This is a genomic window from bacterium, assembly GCA_037147175.1.
Classification (GTDB): domain Bacteria; phylum Cyanobacteriota; class Vampirovibrionia; order Gastranaerophilales; family UBA9971; genus UBA9971.
In genome coordinates, this window is record JBAWVS010000003.1 from 18423 (window position 1) to 36206 (window position 17784).

Consider the following 17784-nt stretch of genomic DNA (forward strand, 5'->3'; position numbering starts at 1 on the left):
TTTTACTATATTAATTATTTTGCTATTTCAGTAGATCTGACTTCTCTTACTACTGTAACTCGTATCTGACCGGGATAATCCAATTCTGTTTCTATTTTCTTGGCGATATCTCTTGCCAGTTTGCTTGCTGCTACATCATCAAATACTGTCGGTTGAACAAGTACTCTGATTTCGCGTCCTGCTTGAACAGCAAATGATCTTTTAATACCTTCATAGCCTGTAGCAATTTCTTCGAGTTTTTTAATTCTCTTAATATATATTTCAAGAGTATCTCGTCTTGCTCCCGGTCTTCCTGCACTTAATGCATCTGCAATTTTAACAAGTACAGCTTCCACAGAATTTGCTACAACGTCGTCATGATGGGCTTCTATAGCATGAATGATACATTCTTGCTCACCATAGCGTCTTGCAAAATCAACACCAAGCTGAATATGCGTTCCTTCATGCGTTTGGTCGAGCGCTTTACCGACATCATGGAGAAGACCTGCTCTTTTTGCAACATCAACATTTGCTCCTATCTCTGTAGCAAGCATTCCAGCGATATGTCCTACTTCTAAAGAGTGTTTAAGAACATTTTGACCGTAGCTTGTTCTATATAGAAGCCTTCCTAAAGTTCTGATAGATTCAGGATGCAAGTTTATGACACCTAATTCATATGCAGCGGCTTCACCTTCTTTGTACATGGTTTCTTCTATTTCGCTTTTGGCTTTTTCAACCATATCTTCTATTCGAACAGGGTGAATTCTTCCGTCTGAAATCAATTTTTCGAGAGCTACTTTAGCTATTTGTCTTCTGACAGGATCAAATGAAGATAAAACAACCGCTTCAGGAGTATCATCAATAATTAAGTCAACACCTGTAAGTGTTTCCAGAGCGCGGATATTTCTTCCTTCTCTGCCTATGATTCTTCCTTTCATTTCATCGTTAGGAAGGTTCACTACAGAAACAGTTGACTCAACAGCCTGATCTATAGCACATCTTTGCATTGTAGTAGACAGGATTTCACGTGATTTTTCATTTGAAGTTTCTTTAATATAAGCTTCATTTTCACGGATAAGCTGAGCAGCTTCGAGTTTTAACTCTTTTTCCAGATGTTCGAGGAGTATTTTCTTGGCATCTTCGCTTGAAAGTCCTGAAACTCTTTCAAGTTCGCGAATATGTTTTTCTACGAGGTCTGCTAAATAATCTTCTTTTTCATACAATTCATCAAGTTTTTTAGCAAGTTCGCTTTCTCTATCGACAGCTGACTGCATTTTGGTTTCTAATTTTTCTTCTTTCTCAAGAAGTCTTTTTTCAAGTCTTCCGAGTTCATTTCTTCTTTCACGGACTTCATTGTCAAATTCTTGTTTTTGACTTTGAAGAGCTTCTTTTGCTGAAATTAATGCTTCTTTTTTCTGGAGTTTAATTTGTTCTTCGGCATCTTTAATTTTTCTTGCAGCTTCTTCGTTTATATTTTGAACTTTTTCATTCATGTTTTTAAGCTGAGCATACTGATAAACAGCATACGCCAAAAACAAAACTGCAAGCACAGCCAATACTATTGTAATAATACTTATGCTTTCGATTGTCCTGTACCTCTTTTAATATATATAACTATAACTGATTTTAATCTACTATTGTTGGGAGTATTTTCTGTTTTTAACAGATTCTTCGGGGAGTCAAAGCCGCAAATACAAATAATCAAGAAAGTCCTTGAATAGCTGATTAATTGCATTATCCAAATTCAGTATAACCGCCCGAAATTTAAGTTTGACAATATAATCTTAGCACAACTAATGCTTATTAATATACTGCATTTAAATAATTTTCTACTTTTATATATGTATAATTTATTCGGTATCTTCTGCTTCCGATATTTCCGAAGGAACCGCAGTATTGCCGACTTTTATGTTATTTCTGACAATATTTTCTACTTCGGCAAGCAACTCGGTATTTTCTTTAAAATACTCTATAGCCTTATCTCTACCTTGCCCAAGCTTGTTATCATTATAACTAAACCAGCTTCCTGATTTGTTAACGATATTCATATCGACAGCAACATCAAGAATACAGCCGACTTTGGAAACGCCTTCTCCGTAAATAATGTCGAATTCGGAAATTCTGAACGGAGGAGCAACTTTGTTTTTAACAACTTTTACTTTGACCCTGTTTCCGTATTCTTGTCCATCTTTTTTAAGTGTTTCGATTTTTCTTATATCAAGTCTTAAACTTGCATAATATTTTAAAGCATTACCGCCTGTGGTCGTTTCGGGATTTCCAAACATAATGCCGATTTTTTGTCTTAGCTGGTTAATAAAAATAACGGTCGTTCTTGTTTTTCCGACAATACCTGTAAGTTTTCTTAAAGCCTGACTCATAAGTCTTGCCTGAAGCCCCATGTGGCTGTCGCCCATTTCACCGTCAATCTCAGCTTTTGGAACTAATGCAGCTACAGAATCTATTACAATTACATCAATAGCTCCTGAACGAACTAATTCTTCGGTTATTTCCAAAGCCTGTTCACCTGTGTCAGGCTGGCTTAAAAGCAGTTCATCTATATTCACACCAAGATTTTTAGCATATTCAGGGTCAAGAGCATGCTCTGCATCAATAAATGCTGCTATTCCACCCTTTCTTTGGGCTTCTGCTATGATATGCTGAGCAAGTGTGGTTTTACCACTGCTTTCCGGACCGTATATTTCTACTATTCTTCCTCTTGGTACACCGCCTATACCTAACGCTACATCCAAAGAAAGGATACCTGTAGGGATTGATTCCACACCAACACCTGTTTTGTCCCCCAGTCGCATTATTGCGCCTTTGCCAAAATCTTTTTCTATTTTGCCAATTGTTGCTTCAAGTGATTTCTTTTTTTCCGAATCCAATGTAACCTGGAATGCTTCAGGTTTTGATTTTTCTTTTGTTGCCATTTTGACCAACCTTCCACTATCTATATTTTAAATTAAGTAATCTTAATTACTTGAAATTATACTTCAAAATACAATTCTTTAAGTAAATATTATGTTTTCTTTACAATGCTCCAAAGCGTAAATTCAATTTCTAATTGCAACACTAATTTTTTTGTTGTACTTTTTTATAACTGCTTAATTATTAATTCAGATTCAAAAATCAAGGTATTTGTTTTAGAAATTTAAAAAAATTATCTTAATTTTTATAATCTGAAATTCATCTTCTCTGACTTTTTACAGCTTTTTGTCTTTTATATTGTAACAATATATTGCAATTTTATTCAAAACTCCCGTAAAAAAGTAAATTTTTTTTTCGTTTAGGTTTTATCTTAACAGAAGTATTAAAAATGGTTTAAATTATTCAATTTTTTTAATATTTTCTATTGTTTATTAATTTGATATGAAGGACTTTTTAAAAAATGATGCATGTTTCTTCTAATTTCCAAAAAAAAATAACAAAAGAAAAATTGAATAGTTCAAATCTTCCCCAAAAAACCGGATTTACTTCAACTCCGACAAAACCAATTTCAAGAATAGTAAAAGAAGCTCAATCGCTTGCTGTAAGTGATTCTTTCAGGAATACTAATTCCTTTATAAAAAATTGGGATAAATGGCTTGGACTTGCTACAGCATTAACCTCAACAGTTGGTTTTGCCGTTGGAGGAGTCGCTTTGATGTATGATGATATATACAAAAAAAGGAAACATAAAAAAGAGCATGCAGAAACCAAAAACAATTCTCAAATAGATACAAATAATGCTTCTGCGCAAAAAGATAAAACTGCAAGCAATGTTTCCTTCCAGGGAAACAAAACTAAAGACACCCACAAAAAAGAAGAGATGGGTCATATTAACCCTGAAACTGCATTCGGCAAGATAGGACTTGCTTTTGCAAAAGTCGGCATAGCTTTTTCAGGAATTGCCGGTATTTTTAACGGTATTGCAATGAAATTGCCTCTTATGGCTTTTGGAGAAGGCGTTAACGTTGCAGCCTCCCCTATAATAAATACTCCTGCCGGTTTTGGATTATTTTCCATGGGGCTTGCAGGTGTTTTTGCAGGTCGTGCTCTTGAAAATAATCCTGCCTTGAAATTAAATACCGCTGTATTAGCCAGCAAAACTTTAAATGAAAAAGTTAAATACCTTGCTTCTAATACATGGTTGACTATAAAAGAACTTGGTAAATCAACAAAAACAACGTTTACGCATTTATTTAATCTTGTAAATCCTGCAAAATCAAAAATCTCCGCTAATTTCTTCAGAGATAAAATTATTGCGGTAAAATCCTCAACACTTCAATTTAACCAAAGCGTACTTGCAGATGGATCAAAAATAGCAGAGGCAGCAATAAAATCACACCCTTACCGCATGCATACCGCATCTGTAATACTTGCCGTCGGTGGAGCAATATTAACAATCGCAAGTTTTATAAAAAATAAAATTGGGCAAAAAACAGGCTTTAAAACAAGCGAAGTTGGTGGAGCACTTGATAATATAGGGCTTGCATATTCAGGGTTGGAAAAACTTCAGATGGGCAGTAAAGCTTCAGGTGCTGCGCTTGCTGTTTCCGGTGTTACAATCCTTGCAGGAACTCCTCAGGCAGAAACAGAAAGAGGAAGAGCTCTACAATGGATAGGATGCGGACTTCTTTTTGCAGCATTTGTGTTTGAAAGAAAGCATGATTTATCAAAAGCCTTAGCAGCAATGAAAAACATAAAAGAAACAGGACTTGCTAAAGAATCAAGTCAACTTATACGACAGCTGGAAATTGACTTGCCTGATGCATTTTCAAGAAAAGAACTTAAAAAGATTTTAAATCCTCTTGCAAAATTTATTAAGGGAGGTCAAAAAGAAAAAATTGCAGCAGAAGCAAGAAATGCCTTAATGAACAATCAGGCAGGCTCAAAAATTGTTAAATTTATTGATTCTGTTTCGGAAGAAAGCAGAGCGGATATTATCAGATTCCTTGGAAATGACAGCAAAATTGCAGAAAAAACAAGAAAAATAATGGAAGACAATCCAGCAGGCACAGAAATTGTTAAATTCTTTGATTCGATTTCAAAAGAACATACAAAAAATATAATTGATTTACTTGGCGGAGATAAAGAAGCTGTAGCCGCAAGAGAAATTCTGGAAAACAATCCTACAGGCAAAGCCGCGGTTAACTTTATTGATTCTATGCTAGAGCATCTCTCAACAGGCAAATATGAACCAAGTACTTTTAAAAATCCTGAAACGCAAGAAGGAAGCAATATTGTAGCAACACTGGTTCAGGATTTACAAAAAGACGGCGTTCACTCCCAAGTGGCTAATAACGTAAGATTTATAAGCGAAGCAAAAGACCCGAAAGCGGTTGCACAAGCTATTATCTTCGAAAACTCCAAAATGTTCGGAGAAAATTACAAAACCGAGCTTCAAAAAATAAGTGACGACTCTTCTACCCCTGCTGCTTTCAGAGAAGCTGCACAAGAAGCATTAAAAAAATAAATTTAAAAATAAACATAAATAAACTGTCCTGTTACTATGTTCCATGCTAAAATTTTTCTACAGCATTAAATACTTTTTTAGAGAGGAAAGAAATAAATGGAAGCTCAAATTAGACCGGCTAAATTGCCAAAAGTTTCTGTATGGCAATTTATAAATCTTTGCATTGGCGGAATAGGCTTACAGTTTGCATGGGCAATGCAAATAGGACTTACAAGCCGTGTCACAGAGCCTCTTGGAGCAACACCATTAATTCTGGGCTTAATTTGGCTGGCCGGTCCGATAACAGGAATCCTTGTTCAACCTATAGTCGGAACAGTAAGCGATAATATCTGGACAAGATTTGGCAGAAGAAGACCTTTTTTAATGACAGGAGCAATTTTAGGCGCTTTAGCACTTGTACTGATGCCTTATTCTCCAACTCTTTTATGGGCAGCTCTCTCTCTCTGGATCATAGATATATGTGTTAACGTCAGCATGGGACCACATAGAGCTCTTGTTCCCGATACAATGCCTTCGGAACAGCATGCTCTGGCAAATTCATTTTTCAGTTTTGGTGCAGGATTTGGAGCTATTATTGTTTTTGGGTTTCCGTATTTTTTAAAAACATTTTTTCATCAACAAATTTCAATTCACAGCCAATTTTTAATAGCTGCAATTGTTCTCGTTCTCGGAATGGGATGGACCTGTTTCAGCGTAAAAGAAAAATATTTACCTGAAGAAAAGAAAATAGAAGATAAAGAAAATCCTTTTGAATCAATAAATATGTTTTTAATAAGCGGACTGATTTCCGCGGCTATATTAACTGTGCTAATCAGTTTTGGAGTCTTTGGAAAGTTTGATCTTTCAAATAATAACTTTATAACAACTATTCTTTCATGGTTCGTACTGATTCTTAGTTTTCCGATGCTGGCAATGGCCTTAAAGAGTTTTTACACAAAAGAAATAGCTAAAATATGTGCGATGCAGTACTTTACCTGGATTGGAATGATGTGTTTATTTATTTATTTCAATAATTATGTCGTACACAATATTTTTCTTATTCCTGATTTAACATCAGCTACTGAAGTTATTAAAAAAGCCTACGAATCCAGAGTTATGGAAGCTACAAATCTCTCAGGATTAGGATTTGCCTTTTTTAATCTTGTTTGTTTCCTTGTTTCAATACCGCTTGGTCTTTTATGCAATAAATTCGGCAAGAAAAATATACATTCTTTTGCCCTTTTTACATTAGGATTAGCGTTCTTAGGCTTTGCGTTTTTTGCAAAAACAAAACTCGAAGTCCTCTTTTTTATGGGGCTTGCAGGAATCGGCTGGGCCTCAATCCTTACACTCTCCTATGCCTTATTAATGGACAATATTAAAAAAGGTACAGAAGGCTCTTCTCTTGGCAAAATGAACCTGTTTGTTTCAGGACCTCAAATTTTATCTTCTATAGCTGTCGGCTATTTAATAAACAAAAGTCCGATGCAAATAAACTCAGGGTTAACAAATCATTGGGAATACGCTTTTATTGTCGGAGGAATTGCAATGTTTATTGCTTCTCTGATAACACTTACCATAAAAAGAGAAAATATAGGTCAAGAAAAAAATCAGTTTGTTTTTGAAGAAGAACTTGTTCCTTCGGAAAATATTTAACCGCTTATATTCCTTTTTTTCTTAATTTCAACTCATAAAGAAAAATTTCTTTAATAAGTTTATCTCTTGATTTTTCGTTTATATCAATGAAAGTAAAAGAATTTTTGTGCTTATTTTTTCCTGCAGCTATAATTTTTTTAGAATGAACGTGTTTTATAAGAACTTCAACAGGCTCTATATTCGAATTGGGCAGGTAAATTTTTCCAATTATTTTTGAGTGCTTTTCTGTTGGTCTGTCTGAAATATAACAAAACCCAGAACCGCTTATATCTAGACTATTTACAACACAGACATTAATTTCATCATCTTCTTTCTCTGGGAAAATACTCAATTCCATTTTTAACGAAAGAGGAACTCTTACATATTCTCTGCGCTGAATAAATTTAATATCATCAGGATACGAAATTTTAATACCGGGAATCCTTGAATTATCCCTGCCAAGTATTTTACAAGCTCCTGAATAAATTCCTGTTTTTTCTTTAAATTTGACAGTAACCTGTTTTTCATTAGGAATATTATACTCTACGCCTTTATAAAATAAAAAATCTATAAGTATATACTCAGTTTCAACACTTTTAATATAACTTTTAAAAATATTATTTTTATCTTCTGACTCGTCATATTTGTATTCAACATCGATTTTACCGAGTTCTTTTATAAAGGAAAACATTTTTAGTCAAATAACTCCTGAATCTTAACTTTAATTTCACGTTGATCCATTTCATTAGTATGGTTATTTAAATCCATAGCTACCTGAAATAGTCTTGCAGCTTCTATTTTATCACCTTTAACAGCCATTGCCCTACCTAAATTGTAATTAGCCAGAGCGTATTGAGTATTACTTTCAATAGCTTTACGGAGGTTATCTATTGCTTCTTGAATATATCCCAGATCGTCAAGATAAATTACTCCTAAATTGTTATAAGCTATATCATAGCTAGGGTCTAACTTAATTGATTTTTCGTATTCTTTGACAGCTTCTTCAATCTTGCCTTTACCCCAAAGTAAAAAGCCTAAATTACAATGGATTCTGGCATTATTCGGGTCTACTTCCAGAGCCATCCTGTATGTTGCAAGAGCATTCGCATAATCACCCTTATCATAAAAAGCACTTCCAAGACTTATATAAATATCTACATCGGTCGGATTTAAAAGAGAAGCACTCTGGTAAGCACTTATTGCCGCATCAAAATTATCTTTTGATTCATGAAAAATATATCCGAGCGTTTGTGCAATAATACTTGTCCAGTTTTTATTGGGGTTTAAGGATATTGCTGTTTGATAAAAAGAGACAGCCTCTTTGATATCACCTTTTAAATAATAAATATTTGCCAAATTACTATGATATATCGCATCATTTGGATTCATATCTATTAATTTTGCATAAAGTTCTATGGCACTGTCATAATTTCCCTGCTCTTCATAAATAGAACAAAGGAGTTTGTGTGCGGCAACATGGGTAGGATCAAGCCATATTGCCATTTTATATTCATTTATGGCATCCTCTAAAGAACCTGCCAGTCTGTAGGCATTTCCCAGATGCAAATACAAAAGCAAAAAGCCCGGAGCTTTTTCTATTGCTTTAACATAAAGATCTATAGCCTGATATACACTTTTTGTCTTTTCCAGATAATATCCCTGAAAAAAAATAGGAAAAAACTTTAAGTAAGAAAATTTTGTACAAATTTCTTTTTTGGCTTCCTCTTCAAAGGCAAGTTTAAATACTGCTAAAAATAAATTTTTAAATATCTTAAAAGTATTTTTGCCTGTTTTATCTTCCCGCACTTTTAAAAGTTTGAATAAAAGGTAATGAGCCCGAGAATTTCTAAATCCGCCATATTGCACAGCTTTTTCGAGGTAATCTATAGACTCTGCAACTCTATCTCTTTTTGCAAAGATTTTTGCGGTCATATAATAAGCATTTGAATAATTTTGATTGTATTCAATACTTATAGCAAAATGATTCAGGGCTTTTTCCAATTCCCCTTTATAATAATAAGCACAGCCGAGTTTATAATGAATATCCGACGAATTTAAATTTGATTCTAAAGCTCGCTGGTACTCTAAAATCGCATCATCCAGAAATTGCTTTGGTTGATAAATATTAAGATGATTTTCCAAATATAAATCACCAAGCCTTATATGTAATCCGGCGTTCGTAGGATCATTTTGGATAGCGGTTTGACACATTTCTATGGCTTTTGAAATGTTGCCGTTTTTTTGCATTTTTTCTATTTTATTGTTCAACTTTTCAATTATTACTGTTTCACTCATTTGATTACTCATTATTTATACCGATTATTATTCTTCATTCGGGTTTTTATAAATTCAAGCTGTATATACTTTTTTTATTATAACTGATTGTATATAATTATGCTTCATTTATCCTGATTTTAAAACTATTTTTGTTAATAAATTTTATATTGAACTATTATTCCGTCAATTTTTTCAATTTCAAATTTCTCACTTCTTCTTCAAAGCATTTTTTTATTATTTTATTTCTGTCTGTTTCACTTATTTCAACAAATTTAAGTACTGATACAATATTTTTGCCCTGCAAAAGCGAATAGAGAATTATTCCTTTGCCTGTTGCTATTTCATCATCGGGCATGTAGAGAGTAAATTTCCAAATTGAATTAGTTTTCAGCTCATCTTTAAGTAACAATCTAATTCCGCCGCCGCCTATGTTTATTGTCTTTGTTTCAATTTCCGTTACATTTTGAGATAAAATTAATCTGAGATTGAAAGGTGATCTTACGTAATCTCTTCTCTGGATATGTTTTTTTTCGCCGGGAATTTCTATGACAAAGTCATGCTCAAGCGGTGAATTTATTACTATTGAGTCAAACGAAAAAATCCCTGAATCAGTATAAACAACGACCTCAACTTCTTTGCCTTCCGGCAATTTTTTGATCAAATAACTGTGATCTTCAGAAAAAACAACTGCCACTCTGTCGCTTTCAAACCATTTAACAGTGCATGTTATTGATTCAGAACGAAGTGAAGAAACCTTAAACTTTAAACGTATTTTCTGACCGGCTTTCAATTCTTTCATAATATACCTAACTTAAATTTATTTTCGGATTTATTAAAACAGGAAACTGTTTTAAGTATTCGACTTTCCCGAAACAATAACACTGGATGAAACTATTGCTTAGATAAAAGATAATTTACTTGTGCGATATTTTAAAGGCTAAAAAATATTATATTAATTATATTATGAAAATTAACCATCTACTTCCTGTAAATTTATTTAAATCAAATTCTGTCGGCAGAAAAGCCGAAATTTCCGACAGGGATGATAATCAAGACATAAAAATCGACATAGATCACCTTCTTCAATGGGAAAGAAATGAAAAAACTCCCGAAAAAAAACTCCCTAAATGGAATTTAGAAAAAATTCCGCTTAAATTTTTTATAAATAAAGATGTCTATACAGAAAAATTAATGCCTGAATTTGCCAAATCCGTAGAAAACTCTTTTCAAATTTGGTCAAGAGCTTCTCACGGATTAATCAGGTTTGAAAAAACCTTAAATCCTTACAATTCCGATATTATAATTCGGTGGTCAAATGAAACACTGCCGGGCAGAAATTATGAAGCAGGTCATAATGATTTAAAAGTAAATAATAATCGGATTCAAAAAGCTGAAATCACTTTAATAGTTTTTCCTGTGATTGACATGAATCTTTCTGCGGAAAACCGTATAGACAGAGTCCAACGCACAGCACTACACGAAATCGGACACGCTCTGGGATTAAATCACAGTAATAATCCTAAAGATATTATGTTTCACAGGGGAATCTACAATAAATCTTTAAGTATAATAGATATAAAAAGAATTAATGAGCTTTACAAAACAAGAGACCTTGATTTAATTAGCTGAATTCTTTAAATTTTTTTCGCGGTTTATACAGGAAGAAGCTTTCCTGATGCATTTATCAGCATACTAAGTATTGAAAATAATATTGAACCTACAAGTGCAGGAATAAACCCGCCTATATGAAAGCCATGCACAAAATAAGCCGATAACGCGAATAAGCCGGCATTTATTACAAGTGTAAATAAACCCAGAGTAAGAATATTTAACGGCAACGCAAAGAAACTTATAATAGGCTTAATGAAGGTATTTACAAGTCCGATAACAAGCGCCGCAAAAAGTGCGGTTAGAAAACCTGATATTGCTATTCCGGGAACTATTTTAGCAATCAGAATAAGCGCAAGTGCAAAAAGTATCCATTTTATTAAAGTTCTTATCATTTTATTTCCCTTCTCATTTTAAAAATTATACATACCTATATTAAAATACTTTTCTTGAAATTCAATTATGCTTTTGTATAATGATTTTAAAATTTTTTTACTAGTACAATCCTTCCAGCAAAACCCATCTGCCAAGCGGTACAACTTCGCAGTAAAATTTTAAGGAATCCTGAAAACATTTATTCAGGCAAAATCCTCCCGAAAGATAAATTTTATTCGGATTTCCGGCAAAATTCCATGTATTATAAGCAATTCCGTTAATATATTTTGCAATAGCAACATCAGCAGGAATATTTGATGCTATATCATCCATAATTTTTTCCATGGCAAAAACTCCGCAGGTTACGGGTATTTTTTCTTTTTGCGCAAGCAGGCTTGAAGAATCCACTCCGTAAAATTTTGAGAGCATTTCTACTGTTGCGCCTGTCACACTTCCGCAACTTCCGTTCCAGTCAAGGTCTTTATACTTTCCGTCAGTAAATCTTACCCATTTTACATCTCTGCTGCCTATATCAACGATAGTCGCATCTTTCAAATCATCTTCCGAAAGAATTTTTTTTGCGCCATAAGCAAGTGAAAGCATTTCATTCTGGTAAAGACCATCGGGTTTTACCCGATTTTTCACCATATGACCTGTTGCCCCGTCAAAATTTATATCAACTGAAGCAAAAAATTTTGAGGGAAAAAGAAAGTGTCTGATATTATTTTTGGCACTGTCATTCTCAGATGAAGTTGAATACTCGGTCAATGCAGGGATTGAGACTTTATCTGAAAGTTGGGTTGCTCCTTCGCTGTCAGCAGAGAAACAAAAAGTTGATAAAGGGCTTGTTAACAGGTCTTTTTCGTCCTCATAAACTTCTAAAACCTTGCTCCAACTCGTCCCCGCATCTATGTATAATTTTGTCATAAACTCACCCCAGCTTTATAAATGCTTCTATCTTTGCCCTTACCGAATTTGAGGCTTTATCGTCAACATCAACATAAAGTCCGTCATATTTTTTTGCAAGATATTTTGCTAACTGCATTTTTGCACAAAAAGTCTGGGCAAAAAAAACTGTCGGAACATTTTTATCAACAAACATCTCTAAATCCATATCAGCAGGTTTTCCAGCCTCAACACATCTGGTCCAGCCGTAAACATGAGTTGTATCAGGAAATAATTCAAGAAAACTCAAGTCATTTGGAGCAACTCCCCAAAAACCGTATTCCGGAATTGACTTTTCTACAGAAATTTCCTGTTTTTCTATAACATTGTCCATTATGGTTAATATTTTTTGCTTTAAAGGCAAGTTGCTTGTGGATATTGGAGTTGAAAAATCTTGATTGCTTTCGTTATATTTTGTTTGTACTACATTAAAGCCCATATCTTCCAGAATTTTTGCGGCAATTCTGCCTGAATCACATTTTTCTTCCCCTACCGCGGCAACTATAACTTCAAGATTTTCTTTTAAAGCCGTTGTATTATCCATAATATTTTTTATTATTCTGCAAAAAGCATCGGGAATTATACTCGAATTGGGCATTTCATAATTAACATCAAGGTCTATAATTACGTGATTAGGATATTTCTGTTTTATTTGCATAAAAATTTCGGGTTCCGGATAACCCCAGATGCCAATTACTTTTTGCTTTTCGGATTTTAAAAATTCTACTTTATTCATTGTTTTAGTTTTTTAAATATTAATATTTCTTTAGATATTATACTTTAAATGGCAATTTATTATGTTGTTTAGTTTTAAGTAAACTGTGATAACAGAATGAATAAGATTTTAAAATGATTATTAATACAAAACAAAATATTTATTTTGTAACCAATTCAAAAGATTCTAAAATGAATTTTGTTTCTTTTAGTGCTGTAAATCCACACAATCCCTTAGAAACAGCCTTAAGCGAATATTTGTTCGTTGAGCCTGACAAAATATCTTTATTAATGAAAAAATTAAATAGTAAAAGTTATGAAACAGTAGGAAACCTTCCTCCTGAATGGAATATAAAGCCTAATAGCAAAAATGAGGCTGCCATTATGAAAGATTTTGCTGAAGTTGTTAAAGATTTGCGAAAAATCAATTTTTTGCAAACAAAACCTCCTTTATATGTAAAATCTTATGATGAATTTTTAAAGCTTGTTGAAAAAAAATAAAAACAAGCAGAAAATAAATTAAAACAACTACTAATCAAATCAGGAATTATAAAAGATACTGAAAAAATTTTGATGGAGGAAATTAAGGGAGGCTCAAGAAGTTTTGTATATTCATTTAAAGCTAATGGTAGTGATTATGTAATTAAAATATTAAAAGAGAATAAATCTCATACAGAAAAAACTCATGGGGTATTTATTGAAACAAATAAACAGATGTTTTTAAGCAATAAAGAAGGTGATAAATACCTTGCCAAAATTTATTTTTCAGATTTCAAAAATAATTTTATCTTATCTAAAAAGGAAAAAAACGTACAATCTTCTCTTGACAAAATCCTTGCTTTTCTTTCAGCTATTCAAAAAAAATATAAATTAAAGTACACCGATTTTAATAATGGCAATATTATTAATAATAAAATTGTTGATTTTGGAGGAATAGATGTTTCTCCATCAAAATTTGTTTTTCCAAACTGATTTTTTAAAATATTAATTTTTTCTTAAGTTTTATTTATTAAAATATTTCAACTGATATAAATATACTATAAGGAAAATTTTCCTTAAAATTTTGTATGTAAAAATTTTCATATTAAAATGAGATAAAGAATACAGAAATTAGAGAAAAATTAAAGAGGAGTTAATAGAAAAATGGGAAAAACGATAGGTATTGACTTAGGTACAACAAACTCTGTTGTAGCGGTCATGGAAGGTGGAAAACCTACTGTAATAGCAAACGCTGAAGGAAGCAGAACAACTCCTTCAATCGTAGGGTTTTCAAAAACAGGCGAAAGATTAGTAGGTCAATTAGCTAAAAGACAAGCTATTCTTAATCCTGACAGAACAATTGCAAGTATCAAAAGAGAAATGGGCACAGATCATAAAGTAACCATTGACGGAAAAGATTATTCACCGCAAGAAATCAGCGCAATGATTCTCAGAAAACTCGCTGATGACGCTTCAAAATACCTTGGAGAAAAAATCACTTCCGCGGTTATTACAGTTCCTGCATATTTTAATGACAGCCAGAGACAAGCGACAAAAGACTCAGGTAAAATAGCAGGTCTTGACGTTCTTAGAATCGTTAACGAACCTACAGCCGCTTCTCTTGCTTATGGTTTAGACAAAAAAACCAATGAAAAAGTTCTTGTATTTGACCTTGGTGGCGGTACTTTTGACGTAAGTATCCTTGAAGTTGGTGACGGCGTTTTTGAAGTTCTTTCAACAAGCGGCGATACCAGACTCGGTGGGGATGACTTTGATGAAAAAGTTATGAACCACCTCTGTGAAGAATTTAAAAAAGTTGAAGGTATTGACCTCAGAAACGATAAACAGGCGATGCAGAGGCTTAAAGAAGCTTCTGAAAAAGCAAAATGTGAATTGTCAACTGTTGTTGAAACAAATATAAATCTGCCGTTCATTACAGCAGACGCAAATGGTCCTAAACATTTGGATTTAACTTTAACCAGAGCAAAATTCGAAGATTTATGCCATGACCTCCTTGAAAGATGCAAAAAACCTGTTGAACAAGCTATCAACGATGCTAAATTAAATGCATCACAGCTTGATGAAGTTGTATTAGTAGGCGGTTCAACAAGAATTCCTGCTGTTCAGAAACTTGTTAAAGACATTACAGGCAAAGAACCAAACCAGAGTGTTAACCCCGATGAAGTTGTTGCTGTTGGTGCTGCTATTCAGGCAAGTATTCTTGCAGGCGAAATCAAAGATATCGTTCTTCTTGATGTAACACCTCTAACTTTAGGTATTGAAACACTCGGTGGAGTTTTAACACCGCTGGTTCCAAGAAACACAACCATTCCTGTCAGTAAAAGTCAGGTATTTTCAACAGCAGATGACAACCAGACAGCTGTTGATGTCCATGTAATTCAGGGTGAAAGACCTATGGCAAAAGATAACAAGTCTCTCGGAATGTTCAGACTTGACGGTATTCCTCCTGCGCCAAGAGGACTTCCTCAGGTTGAAGTAACTTTTGATATTGACGCTAACGGTATTGTAAATGTAAGCGCAAAAGATAAAGCTACAAATAAAGAACAAAAAATTACCATTACAAACACATCCAATCTCAACAAGGATGACGTTGATAAAATGGTTAGAGATGCTGAAGCTCACGCTGAAGAAGATAAACAAAGAAAAGAAGAAGTCGAAATCAGAAACAATGCAAACAGTTTAGTTCATGCTGCTGACAGACTCTTTAAAGACCTTGAAGGAAAAATATCCGAAGAAGACAAAACAAAACTCAAGGAACAAAGAGACGAGCTTGATAAAGAACTGAAAGAAAATGCTCCTATAGACAAAATTAAAACTTTACAGGAACAAATTCAAGAGACAATGTTTGCTATATCATCTGCTGCTTACCAACAAGCAGGAGGCGAAGGTCAGCCTACAGGCGATGGTCCTGCTCCGGAAGGAAATTCCGGTGAAAAACCTTCTGATGAAGACGTTATCGACGCTGAATTTACAAAATAAGTCTTAATACAGAATACTAAAAAGCCCCGAGATTTCGGGGCTTTTTAAATTTTAAAAAATTTGATAAAACAGAAAATATTAAGACAGCTTCTAAACTTTTGCAATACTAATTTCGATATGTTCTTCTTCATTTTCTCTGCTGATGTTAAATTTAACATGCCGGTCATCCTGATGACGATTGACGAAATCAGCTTTATGATAAACATTAAAATTCGTTATTATATATCCTTCTGAGATATAGTTTTCTAAAATATCTTTAACACGTTCTAACTTTGCACCTACAAGTTTAAAATGAGCTTGTTTTAATATTTTTACAAAATTATTAATAAAATTAACCCCTGTTTTTGATTACAATATAATTATCGCATAAACAGGTTATTTAATTTATTTGTAGTGTACAAAAAGAATTATTTGTTGTCTGCGGGTTTGGCAGTAGCAGACTGAACCGAATTTTGAGAGTTTGGCGCTTTTGAAGGTTTAGCCTGTTTTGGTTTTTTAACTTCTCTTTTTCCGCCTTTATCTTTAGACATAATAAAATTCTCCTTAAATTTTGATATCAGTATTTTGTATTAAATTAATAATACTCCTATTCTAAGATTCTTACAAAATTATTTGTATTACAACATGGAATTTAATTTAAATAAAAAAAAATAACTTTTTACAAAACTGCCTCGATTTTTTCCAGATAAAACTTATAAATATATGTCATTGCATGCAAAGTCATTGAGGCAACCATAACTTCTTCTTTCCACTCATAAAATCCGCACACGGGAGGCAAAATAGACAGCGGATTATCAGGAAAATCCCTGCAAATATCCGGTCTTTTTTCATAAATAGTGCAGGTATTATCACGAGAAATATGCGGGCAATGATAAAAATAAATATTTTCATCTTCATCAAGAGTTTGTTTTACTAAATCCACATAATCAGGAAAAATTTCCCTTGCTTCATCTAAAGTTTTGTAGGGAATGAAAATACTTGAAAACTGTTTTGCAAATTCATCACCGTTTTTAGCTTTTTGTTTTAATTCTTCTAAATCATATTCTGAGCATGCAAGCTTGCAGCAGGTCGCGCATCTGTCGCAGTTAAAATTATTACTGTAATTTTTGATTTCCTCTGCTTTTACATAAATATCCGGAGCTATTTCATTTTTAATTTTATCTGTACAAAATTTTTGCCATTCGCGAAAACTGCAATTTTTTGGAAGAATGGTTGTTACGGAATTCGGGAAATTATCGCATAAAAAACTTTTTTCTTTGCAAACACATTTATCATCCGATAAATTTCTGCAAAAATAAAAATAAACAGGATCTAAAGACTTTGAAAGAACAGAAGACACATAAGCATTGTCTGCCGCAAGAGCTTTTTCATTATTTATTTCAACAAGGATTTCGTTGTCTTGTTCATAAGTAAAAAATTCATCTGCTCCGTACGGAATAAAAAGCTTGATGTATTCCTGAGAAATCACATCTTCCTTCTGAGAAAGTTCATATATATCAGCAGGAGAAAACGGGGAGTATCTTATTTTGCAGCAGGAATGGCATTTTGAGCAAGAAAATTCTTTCTTAAGCTTATTTAGCTGTTCTTTAAAAGTTTTGTCCGCTTCAAAAAACAGTTCACGATACAAAATTCTATTTTTTTTTCTTTCCAGATCAAGCTTATTCATTTTTAATCCTGTTAGATTTCTTTCTTAATTAAAACTATAACACATACACCAAAATGGATAAAAATAGCCAAAACAGAAGCAATTATTAATAAGCATTATTATATTTGAATAAATTAACACAAAGGACTATCGAGAACCTGCCCGTTAGTTTGTTTAAAAAAGACTTCACATG

16 protein-coding genes are annotated in these 17784 nt (G+C 33.2%); 6 read left to right on the top strand and 10 right to left on the bottom strand.

Annotated features, from left to right (window positions below):
• Positions 1 to 14 precede the first annotated feature (14 nt).
• Both rny and recA read right to left on the bottom strand, forming a co-directional pair.
• Positions 15 to 1565 carry a ribonuclease Y gene (rny, locus tag WCG23_01300; protein ID MEI8388497.1) on the bottom strand — a complete coding sequence of 517 codons (1551 nt, stop codon included), beginning with the start codon at positions 1563 to 1565 and terminating at the stop codon, positions 15 to 17.
• A gap of 264 nt (positions 1566 to 1829) precedes the next feature.
• Positions 1830 to 2909, bottom strand: coding sequence for a recombinase RecA (gene recA / locus WCG23_01305; GenBank protein MEI8388498.1), 1080 nt, complete (start codon positions 2907 to 2909; stop codon positions 1830 to 1832).
• A gap of 458 nt (positions 2910 to 3367) precedes the next feature.
• On the opposite strand from recA, the gene WCG23_01310 reads away from it, so the two are divergent.
• Both WCG23_01310 and WCG23_01315 read left to right on the top strand, forming a co-directional pair.
• Positions 3368 to 5434: a hypothetical protein gene (locus tag WCG23_01310; GenBank protein ID MEI8388499.1), complete on the top strand. Its 2067-nt coding sequence runs from the start codon at positions 3368 to 3370 to the stop codon at positions 5432 to 5434.
• Positions 5435 to 5530: 96 nt separating this feature from the next.
• Positions 5531 to 7069 (top strand): MFS transporter, encoded by a 1539-nt coding sequence (locus WCG23_01315; GenBank protein ID MEI8388500.1) that lies wholly within the window; start codon positions 5531 to 5533, stop codon positions 7067 to 7069.
• 4 nt (positions 7070 to 7073) lie between these two features.
• On the opposite strand, the gene WCG23_01320 is transcribed toward WCG23_01315, so the two are convergent.
• The 3 genes from WCG23_01320 to WCG23_01330 all read right to left on the bottom strand — a co-directional run bounded on the left by WCG23_01320 (position 7074) and on the right by WCG23_01330 (position 10124).
• A complete protein-coding gene (locus WCG23_01320) occupies positions 7074 to 7739 on the bottom strand; it encodes a flagellar brake domain-containing protein (GenBank protein ID MEI8388501.1) in 666 nt (221 codons plus the stop codon).
• 2 nt (positions 7740 to 7741) lie between these two features.
• On the bottom strand, positions 7742 to 9343 hold the full coding sequence (locus WCG23_01325; protein ID MEI8388502.1) for a tetratricopeptide repeat protein: 1602 nt from the start codon (positions 9341 to 9343) through the stop codon (positions 7742 to 7744).
• 157 nt (positions 9344 to 9500) lie between these two features.
• Entirely contained in the window at positions 9501 to 10124 is a 624-nt protein-coding gene (locus tag WCG23_01330) for a PilZ domain-containing protein (GenBank protein ID MEI8388503.1), read from the bottom strand.
• A gap of 119 nt (positions 10125 to 10243) precedes the next feature.
• Between WCG23_01330 and WCG23_01335 the strand changes: the two genes are divergently transcribed.
• A complete protein-coding gene (locus WCG23_01335; GenBank protein ID MEI8388504.1) occupies positions 10244 to 10954 on the top strand; it encodes a matrixin family metalloprotease in 711 nt (236 codons plus the stop codon).
• A 23-nt stretch (positions 10955 to 10977) separates the two neighbouring features.
• Here the strand turns inward: WCG23_01335 and WCG23_01340 are convergent, their stop codons facing one another.
• The 3 genes from WCG23_01340 to WCG23_01350 form a co-directional block, all read right to left on the bottom strand.
• Complete coding sequence (locus WCG23_01340; protein MEI8388505.1) at positions 10978 to 11328, bottom strand: phage holin family protein; 351 nt, start codon at positions 11326 to 11328, stop codon at positions 10978 to 10980.
• Positions 11329 to 11428: 100 nt separating this feature from the next.
• Positions 11429 to 12235 (bottom strand): hypothetical protein, encoded by an 807-nt coding sequence (locus WCG23_01345; protein MEI8388506.1) that lies wholly within the window; start codon positions 12233 to 12235, stop codon positions 11429 to 11431.
• Between the two features lie 4 nt (positions 12236 to 12239).
• The gene (locus tag WCG23_01350; protein MEI8388507.1) at positions 12240 to 12989 is read right to left on the bottom strand and encodes a hypothetical protein; all 750 of its coding nucleotides are present in this window, start codon (positions 12987 to 12989) and stop codon (positions 12240 to 12242) included.
• 113 nt (positions 12990 to 13102) lie between these two features.
• On the opposite strand from WCG23_01350, the gene WCG23_01355 reads away from it, so the two are divergent.
• The 3 genes from WCG23_01355 (at position 13103) to dnaK (ending at position 15946) form a co-directional block, all read left to right on the top strand.
• Entirely contained in the window at positions 13103 to 13468 is a 366-nt protein-coding gene (locus tag WCG23_01355; GenBank protein ID MEI8388508.1) for a hypothetical protein, read from the top strand.
• Between the two features lie 72 nt (positions 13469 to 13540).
• Positions 13541 to 13939 (top strand): hypothetical protein, encoded by a 399-nt coding sequence (locus tag WCG23_01360; protein MEI8388509.1) that lies wholly within the window; start codon positions 13541 to 13543, stop codon positions 13937 to 13939.
• Positions 13940 to 14110: 171 nt separating this feature from the next.
• A complete protein-coding gene (dnaK, locus tag WCG23_01365) occupies positions 14111 to 15946 on the top strand; it encodes a molecular chaperone DnaK (GenBank protein ID MEI8388510.1) in 1836 nt (611 codons plus the stop codon).
• Positions 15947 to 16353: 407 nt separating this feature from the next.
• Here dnaK and WCG23_01370 read toward each other — a convergent pair whose 3' ends face one another.
• Positions 16354 to 16476: a hypothetical protein gene (locus WCG23_01370; GenBank protein ID MEI8388511.1), complete on the bottom strand. Its 123-nt coding sequence runs from the start codon at positions 16474 to 16476 to the stop codon at positions 16354 to 16356.
• A gap of 128 nt (positions 16477 to 16604) precedes the next feature.
• Positions 16605 to 17612: a YkgJ family cysteine cluster protein gene (locus tag WCG23_01375; GenBank protein ID MEI8388512.1), complete on the bottom strand. Its 1008-nt coding sequence runs from the start codon at positions 17610 to 17612 to the stop codon at positions 16605 to 16607.
• Positions 17613 to 17784: the final 172 nt, after the last annotated feature.

What these genes read in the sequence shown, in the direction of transcription:
- recA (MEI8388498.1), bottom strand. Translation starts at nt 2,909, where the DNA reads ATGGCAACAAAAGAAAAATCAAAACCTGAAGCATTCCAGGTTACATTG.
- WCG23_01310 (MEI8388499.1), top strand. Translation starts at nt 3,368, where the DNA reads ATGATGCATGTTTCTTCTAATTTCCAAAAAAAAATAACAAAAGAAAAA.
- WCG23_01315 (MEI8388500.1), top strand. Translation starts at nt 5,531, where the DNA reads ATGGAAGCTCAAATTAGACCGGCTAAATTGCCAAAAGTTTCTGTATGG.
- WCG23_01320 (MEI8388501.1), bottom strand. Translation starts at nt 7,739, where the DNA reads ATGTTTTCCTTTATAAAAGAACTCGGTAAAATCGATGTTGAATACAAA.
- WCG23_01325 (MEI8388502.1), bottom strand. Translation starts at nt 9,343, where the DNA reads ATGAGTGAAACAGTAATAATTGAAAAGTTGAACAATAAAATAGAAAAA.
- WCG23_01330 (MEI8388503.1), bottom strand. Translation starts at nt 10,124, where the DNA reads ATGAAAGAATTGAAAGCCGGTCAGAAAATACGTTTAAAGTTTAAGGTT.
- WCG23_01340 (MEI8388505.1), bottom strand. Translation starts at nt 11,328, where the DNA reads ATGATAAGAACTTTAATAAAATGGATACTTTTTGCACTTGCGCTTATT.
- WCG23_01345 (MEI8388506.1), bottom strand. Translation starts at nt 12,235, where the DNA reads ATGACAAAATTATACATAGATGCGGGGACGAGTTGGAGCAAGGTTTTA.
- WCG23_01350 (MEI8388507.1), bottom strand. Translation starts at nt 12,989, where the DNA reads ATGAATAAAGTAGAATTTTTAAAATCCGAAAAGCAAAAAGTAATTGGC.
- WCG23_01355 (MEI8388508.1), top strand. Translation starts at nt 13,103, where the DNA reads ATGATTATTAATACAAAACAAAATATTTATTTTGTAACCAATTCAAAA.
- WCG23_01360 (MEI8388509.1), top strand. Translation starts at nt 13,541, where the DNA reads ATGGAGGAAATTAAGGGAGGCTCAAGAAGTTTTGTATATTCATTTAAA.
- dnaK (MEI8388510.1), top strand. Translation starts at nt 14,111, where the DNA reads ATGGGAAAAACGATAGGTATTGACTTAGGTACAACAAACTCTGTTGTA.
- WCG23_01370 (MEI8388511.1), bottom strand. Translation starts at nt 16,476, where the DNA reads ATGTCTAAAGATAAAGGCGGAAAAAGAGAAGTTAAAAAACCAAAACAG.
- WCG23_01375 (MEI8388512.1), bottom strand. Translation starts at nt 17,612, where the DNA reads ATGAATAAGCTTGATCTGGAAAGAAAAAAAAATAGAATTTTGTATCGT.